The organism is Brucella sp. NBRC 12953 (assembly GCF_040369775.1).
Classification (GTDB): Bacteria; Pseudomonadota; Alphaproteobacteria; order Rhizobiales; family Rhizobiaceae; genus Brucella; species Brucella pseudogrignonensis.
The window spans coordinates 39,375-56,001 of sequence record NZ_BAABSV010000014.1 but is presented as its reverse complement, the minus strand read 5'-3'; the positions used below and the strand labels follow the sequence as shown (position 1 = coordinate 56,001).

The window sequence follows — 16,627 nt, the reverse complement described above, 5'->3', positions numbered from 1 at the left end:
CGAAGGCCCTTGACTTAAAGACACAGCGTCGAACGCATCTCACGGCGTATTTGGGCTTTCGTGTCGTGGCCACGCAAGATACGTTGACTGTTGTTTTACAACTGCCAGTCTGCGTAACAAAAATCAATAGTTACTCTATTTCATATGTTAATAATGCAAATATTAGTTTTTTATATTTGATAAATACAATGTCTTTACTACATTTTTCTCAGAATCTTCATTGACAATACAGCTATCTATGCCGATAAAGACGCTGCATAGCGAGTTTGTTGAGTTTTTTGGGATCGACAGACTCCTCCTTAAGGAGAGCCGCAGGGTCTGTGGCTCTCCCTTAACCGCAAAAGATCACGGTGATCGCAACAGGGTCAGCTTGGTTTGCACGCGGTTTTCCAGCGAGACATGCGCGCATCTGGCCGGGGGGGGGCAGATTGCGGGAGGGGATGATCATGAATTTTCACCGTTTCAAGTCAATATCCTGCAATCAAAGTCCTCAGTCCGATGCGAGCCGGTGCCTGGCCGCGCGCGGTCCCGACGGCTGTGCAGCCCTGCGCTTTGATGTGAGACGGTCGTTGACAGCGTCGCGTCCTGCGCGCTGTTGCTCGCAAGATATCGCGGGCTGCACCCCATAGGCGAGCGCGATCGCCAGCCCACGCCGTGAGAAAGCCACCCTATCAATCCCGGACGCATGCACCATGTCCAGCAACAAGATCGAAACACTCCTCCAAAACATCCGCACATTGCGCAGCGAACAAGTCGAGACCGTTCAACGCGTGCGGGCGATCGCGCTCGCCTCTTGCGACAGCGTGCGGGAACACCTCCAATATGGTGGGATTTTGTTCCGGGCGCGCTCAGACTTTTGTGGGCTCTTCTCGTTTCAGGATCATTTGACGCTTGAATTCAGTCATGGCGCCACATTTCTCGACCCCTATGATGTCCTGCGCGGTGTCGGCAATCTGCGTCGCCATATCCGGCTGGACCGGTTCTCGGATATTGAGGACAAGCATGTCAGCTACTATATCCGGATCGCACGCCAGATCGCCGATCATTGACAAGATGCACCGGTTGCGGCGCTGGCCCGCTGTCCGTCGAAGCGATCAAGGCAATGGCCGCCATGCCGCGCGGGGGTTTATCAGACCTGCTTTTCCCTGTCCTGGCTCTTCAGGGCGCGGTCGCTGGGACCTGCCGGAACGCAACACGTCATAAAACCGAGCGCCCAACGGGCTGGAGACGCGTCGAGCGCTCGGTCGACACTTCCAACCTCCCGGAAGTGTGAGACATCGCTTTGACCATAGTTGCCATGATCATTCAATGCCAAGTTCTAGTGATGGATTATATAGAGTTTTCAATAAGTAACATGGTATATTGCGAGAGCCGCCGCCGTCAGACAACCGCTTGCTGAGCGTACAGATCCCCTTTCCGGCATCGCTCGCTTTGGCAACACCGCGCAGCATGAGGGCGTGTCTGTGGCCGTGCGCAGAGGCCGTTCGGCCAGCATAACGAAGGTGGTGTTCGGCGCTGACCATTTTAGAGCGGCACTCGCCTGCCCTGGAGAGCAAAGGCCGCAATCCCGCCGGTTCAGCTCCGCGCATCTGTACCCAACCCACAGTATGTGTGCAGGCAATAAGTTGCGATTGAGCAACGGCAGGCAACTGGCTTATGCCTTTTAGTTATAGGTATAACCAACAGTCAGGGCTCATTCCATGTCCCACATGACACACACTGCGCCACAATCCGCCGGGCAACGGGCGATCCTGAGCCTGCGGACACCAGGCAAGCCCAGCGGTTATGATATCGCACGCGCTTATCTGGAGCGGAACGATCAACACAATCGTTGCACAGAGGCTGTTGCCTCGTCACTGGATGCTGTGCAGGAGCGACAAAGTGCAATCCGGCGTTTTCACCATCAAGCCTTCGCGGCGCAGCTTTTCAGCTATGCAGGCCAGCGCGCCGTCTTCTTGGACTCGGCTTTGGGTCACAAGACCCGACAATGCCTGCAAGCGCTGCGCGCTATCACGCCCGTGAAAGCCTATCGCACAGACGCAATGCGCGCCCTGTTGCCCGTCGATCTTTGGTGCATGCGCATCTCTTATCAACAACAACACGCACCGATCGCTGCAGTCGACGAGGCGAAAGCGAATGTCTGGTGGCGGGCGCTTCAGATGATCGTTGCCCCGAATATTTTTCTTGTTCTGGGCAACGTCCTGCTGCTGATGCCTCTTGTCTTCCGCACGCATGGCATTTCCGACGACATGCTTGTGCAGACCGCGCAGCTGATAAAGCTCGGCTGCAACTACCTGCTGCCATTGCTGTGCGGATGGGCGCTCGTGCTGTTTGCTCTCAGACGTCCCATGTCGGCGCTCTGGCCCCTCATCGGGCTTTTAAGCCTGGCCGGCAACAGCTGCTGGCTCGTCATCGACGCGCGGATAGCCTTGATGGGAGGATCATTGCGCCTTTGTACCAACGTGGCCAATTCCAGCTGGAGCTGGTTTGGGGTCTACCTGGCGGCAACATTGCCTCTCTATCTTGTGTGCTCAAAGCGCTTGCGTCGCGCGATTGCAGCCAGAAACGCAGGGCTGGATGAGAACACCACACCAAAGCCACTTCAACAACGACATCACGATAAAGCGCGCCAACGCGCCAGGCTTGCAAACCAAAGCCACGGCTTTCTCGCCAATCGGTGGCATTGGTGAACATGCAGAGCTGTTGGCGGTGCTGCACAAACCAATGCAATGACCGTATAAATCGGTCGGTTGGGAGCAGGCGATCCCGCTCTCATCGCAAGGAGCGGATTTCAAAAGGCGCAGCGGACAATCAGGCGCGGAGCGCGGCCCTTGGCTTGTGCCTGTTCGATCCTTTGCGTCACACGTTGCCAAGCCTTACGCCTTGGTAAAAAAAAGGCGCCGGAGCATCCATGGAAAGACAGTTTCTCGACCTTCGCGACAGACTTTTGCGTCACGGTATTGCTTGGCGCCATGCCCATCGCTGCGCGCTTGAACTCTCGCAGCATTTTGAGGCGCTGCGCGATCAATGCCTGGCTGAAGGTCACGCGCCCGATCACGCGCGCCAGGTCGCTGCCCGCCGCTTGGGCGATATCGGCCAATGCACGCAAGCCATGCTCAACGCATCGCATTTGCGCTCCCGTTTTGCGACCGCACCTTTCTGCGCTCTGGTGCTTGCACCTGCCGTCATCCTTATCGGCGTCATCTTCCTCGGCGTCAGCTTGCTTTCGATGCTGTGTTCGGTTCTGTCGCCCGCCACCGCACAGACGCTCGGCACTGTGATCGCAATTCTGTTTGATGCGGTGCTGCCGGTGCTCTGCGGCTGGAGCGTCGCCATGATCGCCATCCGTCAGCGACTGCCCGCCTTCTGGCCAGTCTTCGCCTTGTGTCTGCTCGCGGTGCTTGGCAGCATGATCAATATTGCAACGATCATGCCCGGCGCCCAATTGCCTGGCATTGTGCATTTCACCGTTCGAATTGGCAGTGAGAATTTCAGTCGGATTGTCGATGATCTGCTGTTGACGCTGATGCCATACTGGACCATCGCACAATGGCAGGAACTGCGCCGCTACCATCGCTGACGCGGATTGCCGGACGGGTCAGGCAAACATTCTGCGGTGGCGACCCTCTGTCAGACGGCGCCGCGCGGTTGGCCGGTGAAAATGACACTCTGGATGGTGGTGGCCAGCGCGCTCCAGTTGGAGGCCAATTCGGTTAACCGCGACTCACCAGCCCTGGTTATCGAATAATAGATCCGGTTCCGTCCCCCAACATTCAGGCGCCGGGACTGCAAGGCCCCTTCGCGCTCAAGCGCATGAAGAACCGGATAGACCACACCTTCCCCCAGTGCGATCGCCTCCGCAGTATGCAAGCGGATCGCCTGCACCACCTCGTAACCATACATTTCCCGGCCCGAAAGCAGCTTGAGGATGAGAAGCTCCGGCACGCCATTCATAAAACTGGGATTGGTTCGATTGCCTGCCATCATCAAAGTCCTTGTGCATAAGCCGGCTGTGAAGGGGGAATTTGCCATCCCGCCAGCCACTGACCCCAGATACTGACCCCAGATAGGGTCACGCGCCAGCAAGGGTACGCCGGCCTCCCGATTAAAAACGGCGCGCCATGATCGGTTTGGAGACCAAAGACCATTGCGGCTGAAACCTCATCGAATAACCAACCCTGACAGGCTGAGCCGAGCACCAGCAACAAGCGTTGCGCCGCCTATCCGCATTGCAAACACCCACGACACGCGCCTTGTCCAACACCGACCCGAAGCCGATACTCCACTGTTCTAGGTATAGGCTGCCGCGGCCGGCACGCAAACCCCTAGAAATGAGGAGGAATAGCCGGGCGTCCGCCCGTAAGCTTGCAACGCTTCAATCGACGGCGGTGACCTGGATGACTTCTGCTGCCGCCCCGAACCGGCTCTTTCGCGCTTGCTGGAAACGGATGAACTCCGCTGCTGGCAACGGTCGCGAGAACAGCCAGCCCTGCCCGAAATCAACATTCTGAGCACAGAGAAAATCAAGCTGTTGCTGCGTCTCGATGCCTTCTGCAACACTAAAGAAACCCAGATCCTTGGCCATATCGATAATATGCAGCACCACCGAACTGGTCGCCGTCTCGCGTCCGATCGTATCCACGAAGGATTTGTCGATCTTCAGGGCATCCAGCGGCAGCTGCTGCAAATAGCTCAGGCTGGAATAGCCCGTGCCAAAATCATCAATCGCCACCGAATGGCCGCGCTGCCGCGCAGCTGTTAATGTGGTGCGTGCAGCGGTGACCTCAATAAATCCCCGCTCCGTGGCCTCGAGCCAGATCTGCTGCGGACGGATATCCGCCTTTGTGAGCTGTTGATCGAGGACCGCAAGCACCCGACCGGACTTGATGTCCTGCGCACTGATATTGATGGCGATATGCAATGTCCGGTCGGCGACCAGCACGCGACCGAGCTCCTCCACCACCGCAGCAATCACCTGGTCGGTGATGGCTGCGATCAAGCCGGTTTCCTCCGCAAGTGGAATAAATATATCCGGCCGGATCACGCTCCCATCCGGGCGCCTCCAGCGAACAAGCGCTTCCGCCCCCACACAGATCCCGCTCTTGAGTTCAAGAATGGGTTGATAGGCGACAATGAATTCGCGATTGCGGACCGCCAGTTCCAACTCCGCCTGCGGCGACAGGCGTTTGCGCGACAACCAGATCACCAGTCCAACCATGAACAGCGCAATGGCTGCGCCAATCGGCAGGAAGACGATCAACTCGCGAACGAACTTGGCCGCAATATTGGAGCTTGGCTGCGTCGCAATGGCGATCATCCCATTCCTGCGCGCCGTGCTGAAGAAGCGACCATCCGCCTCGCCCTGCGGCTCGGTCATAACCCGTTGCAACAGCGCCGGCGCGATCGCTTGCCCGCGCACGCCCAACAGACGTCCGCCTTCGGTGATCAAAGCGACATTCATACCAGGGTCCAGAACCACATCGACAAAGCGGCCGGGCTGGATCAACACATTATAGTGTCCTAGCTGCAATGCCGTCATCACACTGCCAGAACTCACATATGGCGTAACTTTAAGCGTGACATTGAGCCCATCATTGGTGACGAAATCGGGCATGCCGTGCCGCAATTCGCTTTCAACCGGACCCCAGGATGTGCATTGCAGCCGGCCTTCAGCGAAAAAGCCAATTTCCTCAACGCCCGAAGAATTCACCGTAGCATCCCGCATTTTCGCGATATGGGCGGCTGTGCATGGCTGCAATCCGGCGTCCTGCATTGCCACCAGCACAGCGCGCGCATCGGAAAATGTCGTCTCGGCGCGAAACTCTACCCGTTGTGCAAACAGACTGAGATAGCTCAATTCCTTTCTGACCGCGATCTGCCACGACATCCAGGCCATCACGATCAACGGGACCAATGCGCCGATCACAGCCAGGACAATGGCAATCACCATGATGCGATATCGGGTTGCTTGCATCCGCTCATTTCCCCATGGAGTCTTCGCGACATATATAATCCTGAAAAGGATAACAGATGTTTGCCGCACAGTATCAATCGCTATACGGTACCTCTACCTACCGCTTAAATGGTGGGAATTTGTTGCGAGTTGAACAATGAAGATTCGGCGCGCAGAATTCCTATGCCCTCGCAACCACTGCGATATTTAGCCTCGTCTTCCGGCCAGGCTTCGTGATGAAAACTATCATTTACCGACAGGCGAAAGATGTGGCTGGAGGCGATTGCCGGTCGGACACATCTTCAAGAAGGAGCCACCATGTCTTGGGGACATCCACTTAAAATCCATTTTGATAGCGGACCACGCATTATCAGATCCTCCGCCGGAGCCGCACAATGCCTGTTGACCGCCTGGCCCGAACACGCGCTTGATGACGACTACAGACTGGCCCTGAACGCCTGCCTCGATGATATGGAGGGCCGACCCAACCAAGCGCGCAGTCTGTTTGTGGCCGCAGCAAAAGGCGCGGGTCTGCTGACCACACCGCTCGGACAGAGCTGATTTCATGCAAAGCCGCATCTGCGCAGACTTTGGCTGTGCAGTCTTTCGTTGCGTTGCGGGCAAAGTGACAGCTTATGAATGCCTGCTTAATCCTGATGCGTCTGCTGCCTACGCGATCGCAAGCCTGGTTCGAAGCGCGATTTTTCTCCTCGTTTCATGCCAGGCTGCAGCGCGCAACAGCACCTCAAACAACAGATGGCGCAGCACTGTGAAACGCCGAACGCTCATGCTCTTCGCTGTTGGCAACAACGCGCAGCCGCAGAATGTCCTGGCGACTGACCAGACCTTCGAGGCAACCCGTCATCCTGTCGATGATCGCAATCCGACCACTGTCATTGACCAGCATCAGATCAATCAGATAGGCGACACTGTCATCGGGATAGGCGACCACCCGCTTTCGCCCCGCCACAAAGCCGCCGAGCGATTGCTCGAGCATTTGTTCAGGCGATGCCGTCCAACGCAGCGCATCGGCGCGCCCAACCATGCCCAGCAGAACATTGTGGCTGTCAATCACCGGATAAAAGCGGTGTCTTGCCGTAGCCAGCGCAAAGAAATCCCGCGCAGCACGCACCGACATCGACGCCGGCAAGGTTTCTGGCTGCGCCACCATCACATGGCTGGCCCGCATCGACTCCAAAATATTAACACTGTATTCGCGGGTGATGTGATGGCCGCGCCGCGCAATCTTCTCGGTCAGCATGGACCGCTTTAAAAGCAGAACTGTCACGCAATATGCCGTGACACTGGCAACAAAAACCGCAACAATCTGCTTGAAATCCCCGGTCACTTCGACCGCAAAGAACGTGGCCGTCAGAGGCGCACGCATGGTTCCTCCCATCATGGCAGCCATGCCCAGTAAAGCCCAGAAACCGGCGTCATCCCCGGGAAACCACAACCCCAATAGCCAGCCGGTACCACCCCCAAATATCAGAAGCGGCGCCAGAACACCCCCCGAGGTCCCTGATGCAAGCGCTACCAGCCAGATCGTGACCTTCACAATCAGCACCGAGATCACAACACTGCTGAGAAATCTGTTGTGCAAAAACCCGTCAATCAGATCATATCCCACCCCGAGTGCGCGCGGCTCGACGAGCCCGCCAAGGCCGATCACGACCCCGCCCAGTGCCGGCCACCACATCCAATGGATGGGCAATTGTTCGAAGAAATCTTCCAGCCTGTAGAGCAGCTGCGTCAGCAAACCCGAGAAAAGACCACAGACAAGCCCCACCGCGATGAAACAGACCAGACCCCACCAGGGCAGCGCAATATTGAAATGGGTCGCAAACAATGCGCCGGACTCAAAAAAAGACGGCCGCAGCACAGCTGCCACCACAGCCGCCGCTGCCACCGGGATGAAGCTGCGGGGCTTCCATTCAAACAGCAGCAATTCGACACCAAGCATCACCGCGGCAATCGGCGTGCCGAAAATCGCCGTCATTCCCGCACTGGCCCCCGCGACCAACAGCGTCTTGCGCTCAGCAGAGCTCATATGAAAAAGCTGCGCAAAAAGCGAGCCGATCGCGCCACCGGTCATGATGATGGGACCTTCCGCACCGAACGGACCACCGGTACCGATCGAAACCGCCGAGGAAATCGGCTTCAGCACTGCGACCTTCGCCGACATGCGGCTGCGGCCAAACAAGATGGCTTCAATCGCTTCGGGAATGCCATGACCGCGTATTTTATCAGAACCAAACCGCGCCATCAGGCCAATGATCAGCCCGCCAAGCACCGGGATCACCACCACCCAGCCGGAGGCGGCAACCTGTGCAAGGCTCACCGGCGCGGCGCTGAGGCGGCCAAACCATGCCAGATTGCTGACAAAAGCGATAAGACTGAGCAGTGCGTAAGCCGCGACCGTGCTCGCCGCACCGGTGACAACCGCCATCCCAATGAGCAGAACGACGCGTCTGTCCGCCGAAAAATCAGCGGCTTCGCGCCGCGGCAGTCCGCGCATGAAATCGCGGTTCTCGTCCATCGAATTTTGCCGGCCCATGGCGGATCCTTGTTTCAAATGATTGCCGCTTCGAGCACGGCAAGGACCACAATGGTCACAGCGCTTGGGATTACCTCGTATTACGATATATTGTGAAAACACTTTTCTGTGTAGGCGCAAGCGCGCAATTATGATCAAACAACAGGGCCGCGCGCACCCGTCCTCCATCGCGTCGGCAAGCAAGCACAACGCCGGCACAGGAGTGGGCATGACAGAAGCCAACAACAGTTTAACGGTCGAGGATTATCGGTCGCTGGCACAATTTCGCCACTACCTGCGCCGCTTCATGAGTTTCAGCACGGCGGCTGCAGAAGCCGAAGGCTTACCGACCCAGCAGCATCAAGCGCTGTTGGCCATCAAGGCACAGGCTGACCATCAGGCCATGAGCATCGGAGACCTTGCCGAGTGGCTGGTGATTGCACCCCATAGCGCCACCGAACTGGTTGGCCGTCTCGTCGAGGCGAATCTGGCGCAGCGCGAAACCGATCCCGATGATCGCCGCCGTCAGCGCATCATTCTCACTCCAAAGGCCGACGATCTCTTGCAACGGCTGACCGAAACGCATCTGGCTGAACTGCGCAGCTTGGCCCCCAATCTGATTGCGCTGCTCGAGGAACTGAACCAGGCTGACAAAGCCCGATAATTGCCGACAAAGCGTCATGGCTGCACGATAACCAGGCCGCGCAGATCAGGCACCGGCCAGCAAGATCACGAACGAAAACCCCCAATCCTTTGTTGGCCCAATTCAATTGAGGGATGAACTAATAGCAGGCTTGAACTGGTAGTAGGCAGCACGGGCAAACCCTGTAATATGAGAGGTGTGTCGAGGCGAAGATAACAGACACCTCGGCATATAAGCTCTCATTTACCCCCGTGATTTTGGAGAATTATGATGCTATCACCATCCTACAGTCAGACACTCGCCCATAAGGTCATCGGCCAGCCGGTCGCTTTGCCAAAGGCACAAACAGCCTGCACCAATGATCCCGGATGCACTGGCATGGAGTGCGCCGGCTTTGTCAATACGGGACCCAACTGCCATTAGCGCAGCGCGCGCCAAGGCTCGGATTGCGCCCGCCTTCAAGGGATTGAGCGCGAGAAGATCGGGCGATCCGGCACAGTCTTTCCGAGCCTATGCGTTGCGGGCTGCGCGTAAACCGTAGCCCGTCGCCTTGAATTCCATCCCTATGTGGCGAGGTGCAGGGCAATGGGACCTTGTCAGACATATACAGACGAGGCTGAAATCAAACAGTTCAGCTATTTCACCGACCGTTTCAAGGACGAAAGCTATCAGATCGAATCTCTGACGATTGATGATGCTGCATTAACAGCATTAACCCATGTCCGGTGCCACGATCGGTTTCACGTTCCCCATCTCCTGCTGGAAAGGATGGTGCAATCGATCGGCTTCGTTGCAATCCAGCACATCAGGCGGCAGCAACAACGCCCGTTGCGATTTATCTTTATTCGCGGCATGCACTGGTGGTTTTCGGGACCGGTCAGGCCTTCTCTGCCCGTGTTCATAAAGGCAGGTTTCGTCTGTCGCGACGAGACAGCCAACAAGCAGAGCTTCGTCGTGCGGGGTACGGTGAACAGCGGCGTGCGCTTTTCGATGGCAGTCGATGTCATCGGCATCAAGCGCGAAAGCAGCAGCCGCGCGCCAGGAGGACTGCACAATGTGACGGGCGAAGCCTGACAGCTGGGTTCCTTGAAACCGGTTCGATTTTGCGCACAGGCTGGCGATGAAAGGGCCATGAAGGTCATGTTTGAACAGGATATGTTCGGTTCCATCTATCAGCATCTGCTCAAGCGAAGCGGCTTGCGTGGCGTGGGGCGGCAATCGCCATTGATCCGTGCCGATGTCATCGACAGGCTTTGCGAACAGGCGTGGACGCCCTTGCTAAAGCGGAGCTTTGAGCGGTTGTTGATGGTGGAGATGAATTTCGCGGAAACAGAAGGCCTTTTGCAGGGTGGCAATGCCACAGAGCGCTTCAATTATTTTGTGACCGAAGTGGTGCAGGAGCACAACCTGTCGATGCTGTTTCAGAAATATCCCGCCCTGTGGCAGCGCTGGTGTTCACAGGCACGTGGTCTGCAACAAAGCCTGTCGCTGCTGCTCAGCCGCATTGAGAGAGATATTAGCGCAGTGGCAGAGTGCCTGTACCAGGATGGACGGGTCAGTGCGGTCAGCGCTATCGATCTGGTGGGCGACCCCCATCGTGGCTTGCAGCAGACAGCGCGTATCAGCTATCGGAATGCTGACAACAGCTGCCGTGTCATCTATTACAAGCCGCGGGATCTGACCATTGACGCGGGCTTTGCCGATTTCATCGCCTGGTGGAATGGTATAACGGACATCGACCACCGGGTGCCACATGTTGTGCTGAAACAGGGCTACGGCTGGGCAGAGGCGATCGATCACACCGCCTGTGACAGCCAGCAGCAGTTGCGGCAGTACTATCGTCGCTACGGCGCTCTCGTCGGCCTCACCCACATCTTCGCCTCCACCGATCTCCATAAGGATAATCTCGTCGCGAACGGCGCCTATCCGGTCATTGTCGACTGCGAAACACTTTTCTCGTGCAGCCTCAAACAGCCGATAGCGCCCGCCTGGGAGGGGCATCTCTACACGTCCCTGCTGCTGCCGGCACACAAGCTTCACCCCACCATCGAAATGAGCCCCTTACCCGCGCATCATACCGAAACCCGGCTGGAGCAGCTTGTCAACCCGCAGCAGCGCCGTAGCAATGCGCGTATGCGGCTGCAATCCCTTCCGGTGAAGGCACCACCATGTGATGTCCGCATAGGGTCGGAAAAGGTGGCCGATTTTCTCGTCTATAAGGCAGATCTGATTGACGGCTTCCAAGAAACACTTGGCTTTCTCAGGCAGAACGCCGCTGCGGTGATGGAGCGGCTGCAGGCAGCGATGCAGGGTGCGCGGGTGCGTATTCTATGTGCGACCACCCGGGATTATGCGACCATCCTCCACAATAGCTGGCATCCTGACGCGCTGTTTCACAACCGCGAGGAACGGGAATTTTCTGCTTTGTGCACAGCCGATCGTCACCCCGCCATCGCTGCCAGTGAACGAACACAGCTCAAACGGGGTGACATCCCCTATTTTGAGATAGATTTTCAAGGGTCGCTGCTTCAGGACGGCAACCATCAGGCCCTTGAGGTTGCGGTCTGCCGCAGTCCGGCGGCGAAAGTAAAGCACCAGCTCGCCCGGCTTTCCGCAGACTTTATCAACCAAGGCTTGGCCGACCTCGAACAGGCATTGCTCGCCTACAGGCTGCGGCGCGGCGATGCGATGACGCCTGTAAAACACCGGCGGAAAGCCAGAATCCGGCAGAGCAATCAAGCCTGGCTGCTCAGCCTCGCGCAAAGCATTCTTGATCAAGTGATCGCTGGCTCAATGCTTGCGGAAAATGGGCGCTATTGCTGGCGAACCCTGACGATCAGCGCGGATCAAACGGCCCAGGCCGGCTTGAGTGGCGATGATCTTTACGACGGAGCGTCGGGCATCGCGCTCGCCTATCATCTGATCGGTCACCGCACCGGAAACAAGCGCTATCTTGACTTTTCCAAGCAACTGACGCGACAGGTCGTCCAACAGCTCGATGAAGCCCCAGTTGTGGGGCATGGGGCGCTGACGGGCGCGGCAGGATCGCTGTGGGCCATCAGCTTCATGCAACGCGACAAGTTGCTGCCGCTGCTGCCGCTGCTGCAGCGTGGCCTGCAAAAACTGTGCTTTTGCCTGGCCCTGACGGATTGGCAACACTATCGCGCGCTCGATTATGTGTCGGGTGCGGCAGGAACACTCGCCATGCTGTTGCGGCTTGATCAGCTCTACGCAGACCTGCCGATCGCCGTAGAAATCCGTCGTCTCGCCCATCAGCTGTTCGAACAGATCATTCGCCACGCAAGCCGTTTGCGCAATGATAACACCCTCATCGGATTTGCGCATGGAACAGCCGGTGTGTCAGCCGTGCTGGCACAGTTCATGCAGCAGATGGCGGTTGACAAGCCCGCGGCAAGACGGCTGATCGAAAGCAATCTCCGCCATGAAACAGCCCATCGCAGTGCAGCCGGATGGCGGCGGTTGGACTGCAGCGATGCGCCGGATAGTTCCTGGTGCCACGGGACAGCAGGATTCGGCTTCTCCCGCCTGGCGCTGCGCCACTATATGACGCCGCAGATGTTTGAAGAAGACATGCGCATTGTCAGCAGCAGACTTGGAGACCCGCAGCAATCACTGGGGCTTTGTCATGGCATGATGGCCGACTTCTGGCTGGAACAGGCGCTGGGGGAGAGCGGCGATCACGCCTTACAGCGCGTGCGCGACAGCTATGAGACTCACGGCATGTCCACCAATTTCGGGCTGCAGGGTTTCGAACTGGTCGGGGCGATGACCGGCGTGACCAGTCTGTTTTCAGGGGCGGCAATTCTGCTCAACCGGCCGCATTTTTGAGCGGCCGGTCAGCCCCGGCAACGACACTTGTTTCATTGCACTGCTGCATCCCAATGGCACAGTGGAGCCGCTTTCGGTTCATCGAACCACGCCGATGATTCTCCCGCAAACCGTGTTTATGAAAGCATTACCACGCTGCCCGTCCCGTTCAACAAGCGTGGCCATCGTCTCGCGATAGCGGCATGAACAGGACGCAGCACCCTGCCGTTCCAAACGGCCAATCGCCCTTGACCCTTCCTGATCGCAGCCTGCTCGATCAGCCAATGCGCGCTGCGCAGCTTGATTGCAGACCAAAGGCAATGGATCTGGGGTCGCCCTGGCGATTGCGGTGATGCGGAAAGCCGTGCCTCCCCCATCTCTTCCCGGTCGGGTCTGCCTTTTTGCAGCCCCCTCAACTCTCAATCCGCCACCGATGCAGGCATCGCATACGCGGTGCCACGCTTGATCACAAGTCAGCGCCGACCGATTGCGCAGACATCAAACCCATAACTATCGGCTCCCTATTTTGTTCCTGCATGTATTCCCTCGCTTTAATTAGAATGTTCGATAAGTAACCAAGTAATTGTGTATAATATAGAAGATAGTAAATAGTGTCTTTTTGGATACATAAATTTCCAGAAACTCGGATTAGTAAATAGTTGTACTTGCGCCGAGCCGTTAAATGCTTTCTATCCAGGCTTATTGAAAATCGACTCTGGAGTAATGAAATGAAAATCAAGAGCTTGTTGTTGGGATCGGCCGCATCCCTGATGGTTTTGTCCGGCGCCCATGCAGCCGACGCCATCGTATCAGCGGAACCAGAAGCTGTTGAATATGTCCGCGTTTGTGATGCTTACGGCGCAGGCTATTTCTATATTCCCGGCACGCAGACCTGCATGAACATCTCCGGCTATGTCCGTTATGATGTCGGCGGCGGCGACAATGTCTATGGTCGCGGTTTCCGTGATCGTGACGGCAATGTCGACACACGCCGGGATGGCTGGGACAATCTGGCCCGTTTCACGCTGCAGTTCTCGACCGCGTCAGAAACCGAACTTGGTACCCTGTCGACCTTTGCTGAAACCCGCTATGAATGGGGCAATGGCGAAGAAGGCGCTTCGGGCCAACTGCGTTACGCCTACATCCAGTTGGGCGGCCTGCGCGTCGGTCTTGATGAATCGGCCTTCGTGACCTTCCCTGGCTATCTGGGCAACGTCATCAATGACGACGTCATTCTCGCCGGCGGCTACCGCACCGGCTTGATCAGCTACACCTTCACCGGTGGCAATGGCTTCTCGGCCATCCTGTCGCTGGAACAGGGCAACAACGTCGATACCGATGGTGATTATGGCTTTGACGGCGCCATCAAGGATTACACCCCCCATATCGTTGGCGGCCTGAAATATCAGCAGGGCTGGGGCAAGATTGCAGCGGTTGCTGCCTATGATGCCCGCAATGAAGAATGGGCGGGCAAGATCCGCGCCGACATCAACATCACCGATCGTTTCTCGGTCTGGGCGATGGGCGGATACAAGTCGATCAAGGACGAATATATCCAGCAATATGACGGCAATGGCAACAACCTCGGCGCTGTTCGTGCCATCAACAGCTTCTACGGCACATGGGGCGGTGATTGGGCCGTCTGGGGTGGCGCTGCATTCAAGGCAACCGACAAGGCAACGCTGAATGCACAGCTCGCCTATGACGGCAGCTCAACCTTTGCCGCAACTGCAAACATTGCCTATGAACTGGTTCCAGGCTTCACAATCACCCCTGAAGTCTCCTACACCAAATGGAAAGACGACCGGTCTTACCTCAATGGTCAGGATGCCTGGGAAGGCATGGTTCGCTTCCAGCGCAGCTTCTAAATCCGTGCGTGCCGCCTAAGGCATCAGCACACCAAAATAAACTACTCCCAACAGCCAGCAGGTTGTTGGGAGTATTATTTCATAGGCATTAATATATAGATGCTGTATTAGTTTATATATTCGATCATTACTTTTGAATATAATAACATGTATTTTAATAACGTAAATATTACTTTCATTTCCAAGTAAAACTTGCTATCACTCGATTACCGTTCGGCAGGGTCGAAGGACGACCCTGTCTTGCTCTGATCTCCAGCAGATGAATGGTACGGCGAGCGTCATGCTCGCCGTTTTTATAAGCGGTTGCACTCATCAACGCCCCCCACTGCGACAGAGCGACCCCACGCATGGCTCTTCCTGCGCCAATTGGGCTGTTTTACGCAGCTCACAAACTTGTGCTGTTGGCCTTGCGCCTCAGCCCTGCTAACCCATCGGTGCGCTGCCCCGATGCAAGCGACAACATTTTCAATTTCAACCGCTGCAGCGCCCGGCGCTCACCGGCGATTGGCACGTTTTCAAGGCGGTATCGAGCCCGCCCCGCTGTTTGAGTTTAAGGAATTTTAATGCACACCAAAGTTCACGCCGCATTGCCGTCGCTTCGCTGGGCGACACTCACCCTCTGCCTGGCCGTGTCGCCGATTGCCGTCAATGCGCAGACCGTCTCCAAACAATCCATCGAGCATCTGCAGCAAAGCTACCAGCAACAATGGGTCGGACAATTCGGACCCCTCGCGACAAAGCCGCAACCACCGCTCGCAAAGCTGCTGAGCACTTTACCCCAATCCGTCAGCCATGCTGACTATGACACACTCTCCAGCCGGGAGGGCCTCGCATCGATCACCAAGGCCAATGTCACGAAGCCCGCACCGATCGATACGGTCATCAACGCCGATATCCAGCTTGACGGCCGACGGATCCCGGTTCGAATCTATTGCCCCGACAATCCCTCACCCCGCAACGTGCTGTTCTTTATCCATGGCGGTGGCCATCTCAGTGGTTCAGTGACCGTCTATGACCCAATCGCCCGACGCCTCGCCCGGGCAACCGGCAACACGGTGGTCGCCATCGACTACCGACGCGCGCCCGAAGCGCCCTATCCCGCCGGCCTGGATGATGCCCGTGCGGTGCTGTTGAAGGTCTATGACATTCTCAACCAGCACCAGATCGCATTTCTGCCGCATCTCACCCTGGTCGGCGACAGTGGCGGCGGTGCCTTCAGCGCTACAATTGCCCAGGATCTGCAAGTGCGCAAGCCAGGCTTTGTTTCCAAACTTGTGCTGATCTATCCAAGCCTGGATTACAGCTTGTCCTGGCCGTCCGTCGTTGAGAACGGCAAAGGAAAATTGCTCGATAAGACCAAGATCGCCTGGTATTTCGATCAGTATTTCCAACACAATGAAGATCGTCTCGCCGTCTCACCGCTTTATCGTCCGATCGCCGCTGATTTTCCGCCGACCCTGCTGTTCAGCGGCGGGCTTGATCCGCTGCGCGATGAAGATTTCGCCTTTGTTGCCCGGCTCAGCCAACAGAATATTCGCGTGAAACATGTGCATTTTTCCAATATGGTCCATGCATTTTTGATGATTGAGGATCTGGTGCCGGATGAGGCGGGCCAAGTCTATCACGACATTGCCGACTTCGTCGCAGATAAGACGCAACCGCCTGCGCCGGCCACAGCGCATGACATCGCGCCGCGACCAGAGCGTTGAACTTGGCGGATCATGACGGATCACGGGACCACCCCAGCGAGTCATCCAGCCATCAGGGGTGCCTTGTCCGTCGCCTGGCATGGGGTCGTC

Annotated in this window: 13 protein-coding genes; 9 read left to right on the top strand and 4 right to left on the bottom strand. The window is 56.9% G+C overall.

Annotated elements, in window-relative coordinates:
- The first annotated feature begins 692 nt into the window (after positions 1 to 692).
- The 3 genes from ABWV94_RS22525 (at position 693) to ABWV94_RS22515 (ending at position 3,580) form a co-directional block, all read left to right on the top strand.
- Positions 693 to 1,049 carry a DUF1801 domain-containing protein gene (locus ABWV94_RS22525; RefSeq protein WP_353415427.1) on the top strand — a complete coding sequence of 119 codons (357 nt, stop codon included), beginning with the start codon at positions 693 to 695 and terminating at the stop codon, positions 1,047 to 1,049.
- 651 nt (positions 1,050 to 1,700) lie between these two features.
- Positions 1,701 to 2,690 carry a hypothetical protein gene (locus tag ABWV94_RS22520; RefSeq protein WP_353415426.1) on the top strand — a complete coding sequence of 330 codons (990 nt, stop codon included), beginning with the start codon at positions 1,701 to 1,703 and terminating at the stop codon, positions 2,688 to 2,690.
- A 221-nt stretch (positions 2,691 to 2,911) separates the two neighbouring features.
- Positions 2,912 to 3,580, top strand: a complete 669-nt coding sequence (locus ABWV94_RS22515) for a hypothetical protein (RefSeq protein ID WP_113496564.1) — start codon at positions 2,912 to 2,914, stop codon at positions 3,578 to 3,580.
- 50 nt (positions 3,581 to 3,630) lie between these two features.
- Here ABWV94_RS22515 and ABWV94_RS22510 read toward each other — a convergent pair whose 3' ends face one another.
- Entirely contained in the window at positions 3,631 to 3,987 is a 357-nt protein-coding gene (locus tag ABWV94_RS22510) for a PadR family transcriptional regulator (protein WP_353415425.1), read from the bottom strand.
- A 388-nt stretch (positions 3,988 to 4,375) separates the two neighbouring features.
- Positions 4,376 to 5,974: an EAL domain-containing protein gene (locus ABWV94_RS22505; protein ID WP_353415424.1), complete on the bottom strand. Its 1,599-nt coding sequence runs from the start codon at positions 5,972 to 5,974 to the stop codon at positions 4,376 to 4,378.
- A 297-nt stretch (positions 5,975 to 6,271) separates the two neighbouring features.
- Here ABWV94_RS22505 and ABWV94_RS22500 point away from each other — a divergent pair, with 297 nt between their 5' ends.
- Complete coding sequence (locus ABWV94_RS22500; protein WP_353415423.1) at positions 6,272 to 6,514, top strand: DUF982 domain-containing protein; 243 nt, start codon at positions 6,272 to 6,274, stop codon at positions 6,512 to 6,514.
- Between the two features lie 184 nt (positions 6,515 to 6,698).
- On the opposite strand, the gene ABWV94_RS22495 is transcribed toward ABWV94_RS22500, so the two are convergent.
- Positions 6,699 to 8,510 carry a chloride channel protein gene (locus tag ABWV94_RS22495; RefSeq protein ID WP_353415422.1) on the bottom strand — a complete coding sequence of 604 codons (1,812 nt, stop codon included), beginning with the start codon at positions 8,508 to 8,510 and terminating at the stop codon, positions 6,699 to 6,701.
- Positions 8,511 to 8,718: 208 nt separating this feature from the next.
- On the opposite strand from ABWV94_RS22495, the gene ABWV94_RS22490 reads away from it, so the two are divergent.
- The 4 genes from ABWV94_RS22490 (at position 8,719) to ABWV94_RS22475 (ending at position 14,828) form a co-directional block, all read left to right on the top strand.
- Complete coding sequence (locus ABWV94_RS22490; RefSeq protein ID WP_353415421.1) at positions 8,719 to 9,153, top strand: MarR family winged helix-turn-helix transcriptional regulator; 435 nt, start codon at positions 8,719 to 8,721, stop codon at positions 9,151 to 9,153.
- Positions 9,154 to 9,717: 564 nt separating this feature from the next.
- Complete coding sequence (locus tag ABWV94_RS22485) at positions 9,718 to 10,206, top strand: hypothetical protein (protein ID WP_353415420.1); 489 nt, start codon at positions 9,718 to 9,720, stop codon at positions 10,204 to 10,206.
- 57 nt (positions 10,207 to 10,263) lie between these two features.
- Complete coding sequence (lanM, locus tag ABWV94_RS22480; RefSeq protein WP_353415419.1) at positions 10,264 to 12,981, top strand: type 2 lanthipeptide synthetase LanM; 2,718 nt, start codon at positions 10,264 to 10,266, stop codon at positions 12,979 to 12,981.
- A 707-nt stretch (positions 12,982 to 13,688) separates the two neighbouring features.
- Positions 13,689 to 14,828, top strand: a complete 1,140-nt coding sequence (locus tag ABWV94_RS22475) for a porin (RefSeq protein ID WP_113496571.1) — start codon at positions 13,689 to 13,691, stop codon at positions 14,826 to 14,828.
- A gap of 175 nt (positions 14,829 to 15,003) precedes the next feature.
- On the opposite strand, the gene ABWV94_RS22470 is transcribed toward ABWV94_RS22475, so the two are convergent.
- Positions 15,004 to 15,177, bottom strand: a complete 174-nt coding sequence (locus tag ABWV94_RS22470) for a hypothetical protein (protein ID WP_353415418.1) — start codon at positions 15,175 to 15,177, stop codon at positions 15,004 to 15,006.
- A 214-nt stretch (positions 15,178 to 15,391) separates the two neighbouring features.
- Here ABWV94_RS22470 and ABWV94_RS22465 point away from each other — a divergent pair, with 214 nt between their 5' ends.
- The gene (locus ABWV94_RS22465; protein ID WP_353415417.1) at positions 15,392 to 16,537 is read left to right on the top strand and encodes an alpha/beta hydrolase; all 1,146 of its coding nucleotides are present in this window, start codon (positions 15,392 to 15,394) and stop codon (positions 16,535 to 16,537) included.
- Positions 16,538 to 16,627 lie beyond the last annotated feature (90 nt).

Coding starts and splice junctions, on each gene's coding strand:
- ABWV94_RS22525 (WP_353415427.1), top strand. CDS start 693: ATGTCCAGCAACAAGATCGAAACACTCCTCCAAAACATCCGCACATTG.
- ABWV94_RS22520 (WP_353415426.1), top strand. CDS start 1,701: ATGTCCCACATGACACACACTGCGCCACAATCCGCCGGGCAACGGGCG.
- ABWV94_RS22515 (WP_113496564.1), top strand. CDS start 2,912: ATGGAAAGACAGTTTCTCGACCTTCGCGACAGACTTTTGCGTCACGGT.
- ABWV94_RS22510 (WP_353415425.1), bottom strand. CDS start 3,987: ATGATGGCAGGCAATCGAACCAATCCCAGTTTTATGAATGGCGTGCCG.
- ABWV94_RS22505 (WP_353415424.1), bottom strand. CDS start 5,974: ATGCAAGCAACCCGATATCGCATCATGGTGATTGCCATTGTCCTGGCT.
- ABWV94_RS22500 (WP_353415423.1), top strand. CDS start 6,272: ATGTCTTGGGGACATCCACTTAAAATCCATTTTGATAGCGGACCACGC.
- ABWV94_RS22495 (WP_353415422.1), bottom strand. CDS start 8,510: ATGGGCCGGCAAAATTCGATGGACGAGAACCGCGATTTCATGCGCGGA.
- ABWV94_RS22490 (WP_353415421.1), top strand. CDS start 8,719: ATGACAGAAGCCAACAACAGTTTAACGGTCGAGGATTATCGGTCGCTG.
- ABWV94_RS22485 (WP_353415420.1), top strand. CDS start 9,718: ATGGGACCTTGTCAGACATATACAGACGAGGCTGAAATCAAACAGTTC.
- lanM (WP_353415419.1), top strand. CDS start 10,264: ATGAAGGTCATGTTTGAACAGGATATGTTCGGTTCCATCTATCAGCAT.
- ABWV94_RS22475 (WP_113496571.1), top strand. CDS start 13,689: ATGAAAATCAAGAGCTTGTTGTTGGGATCGGCCGCATCCCTGATGGTT.
- ABWV94_RS22470 (WP_353415418.1), bottom strand. CDS start 15,177: ATGCGTGGGGTCGCTCTGTCGCAGTGGGGGGCGTTGATGAGTGCAACC.
- ABWV94_RS22465 (WP_353415417.1), top strand. CDS start 15,392: ATGCACACCAAAGTTCACGCCGCATTGCCGTCGCTTCGCTGGGCGACA.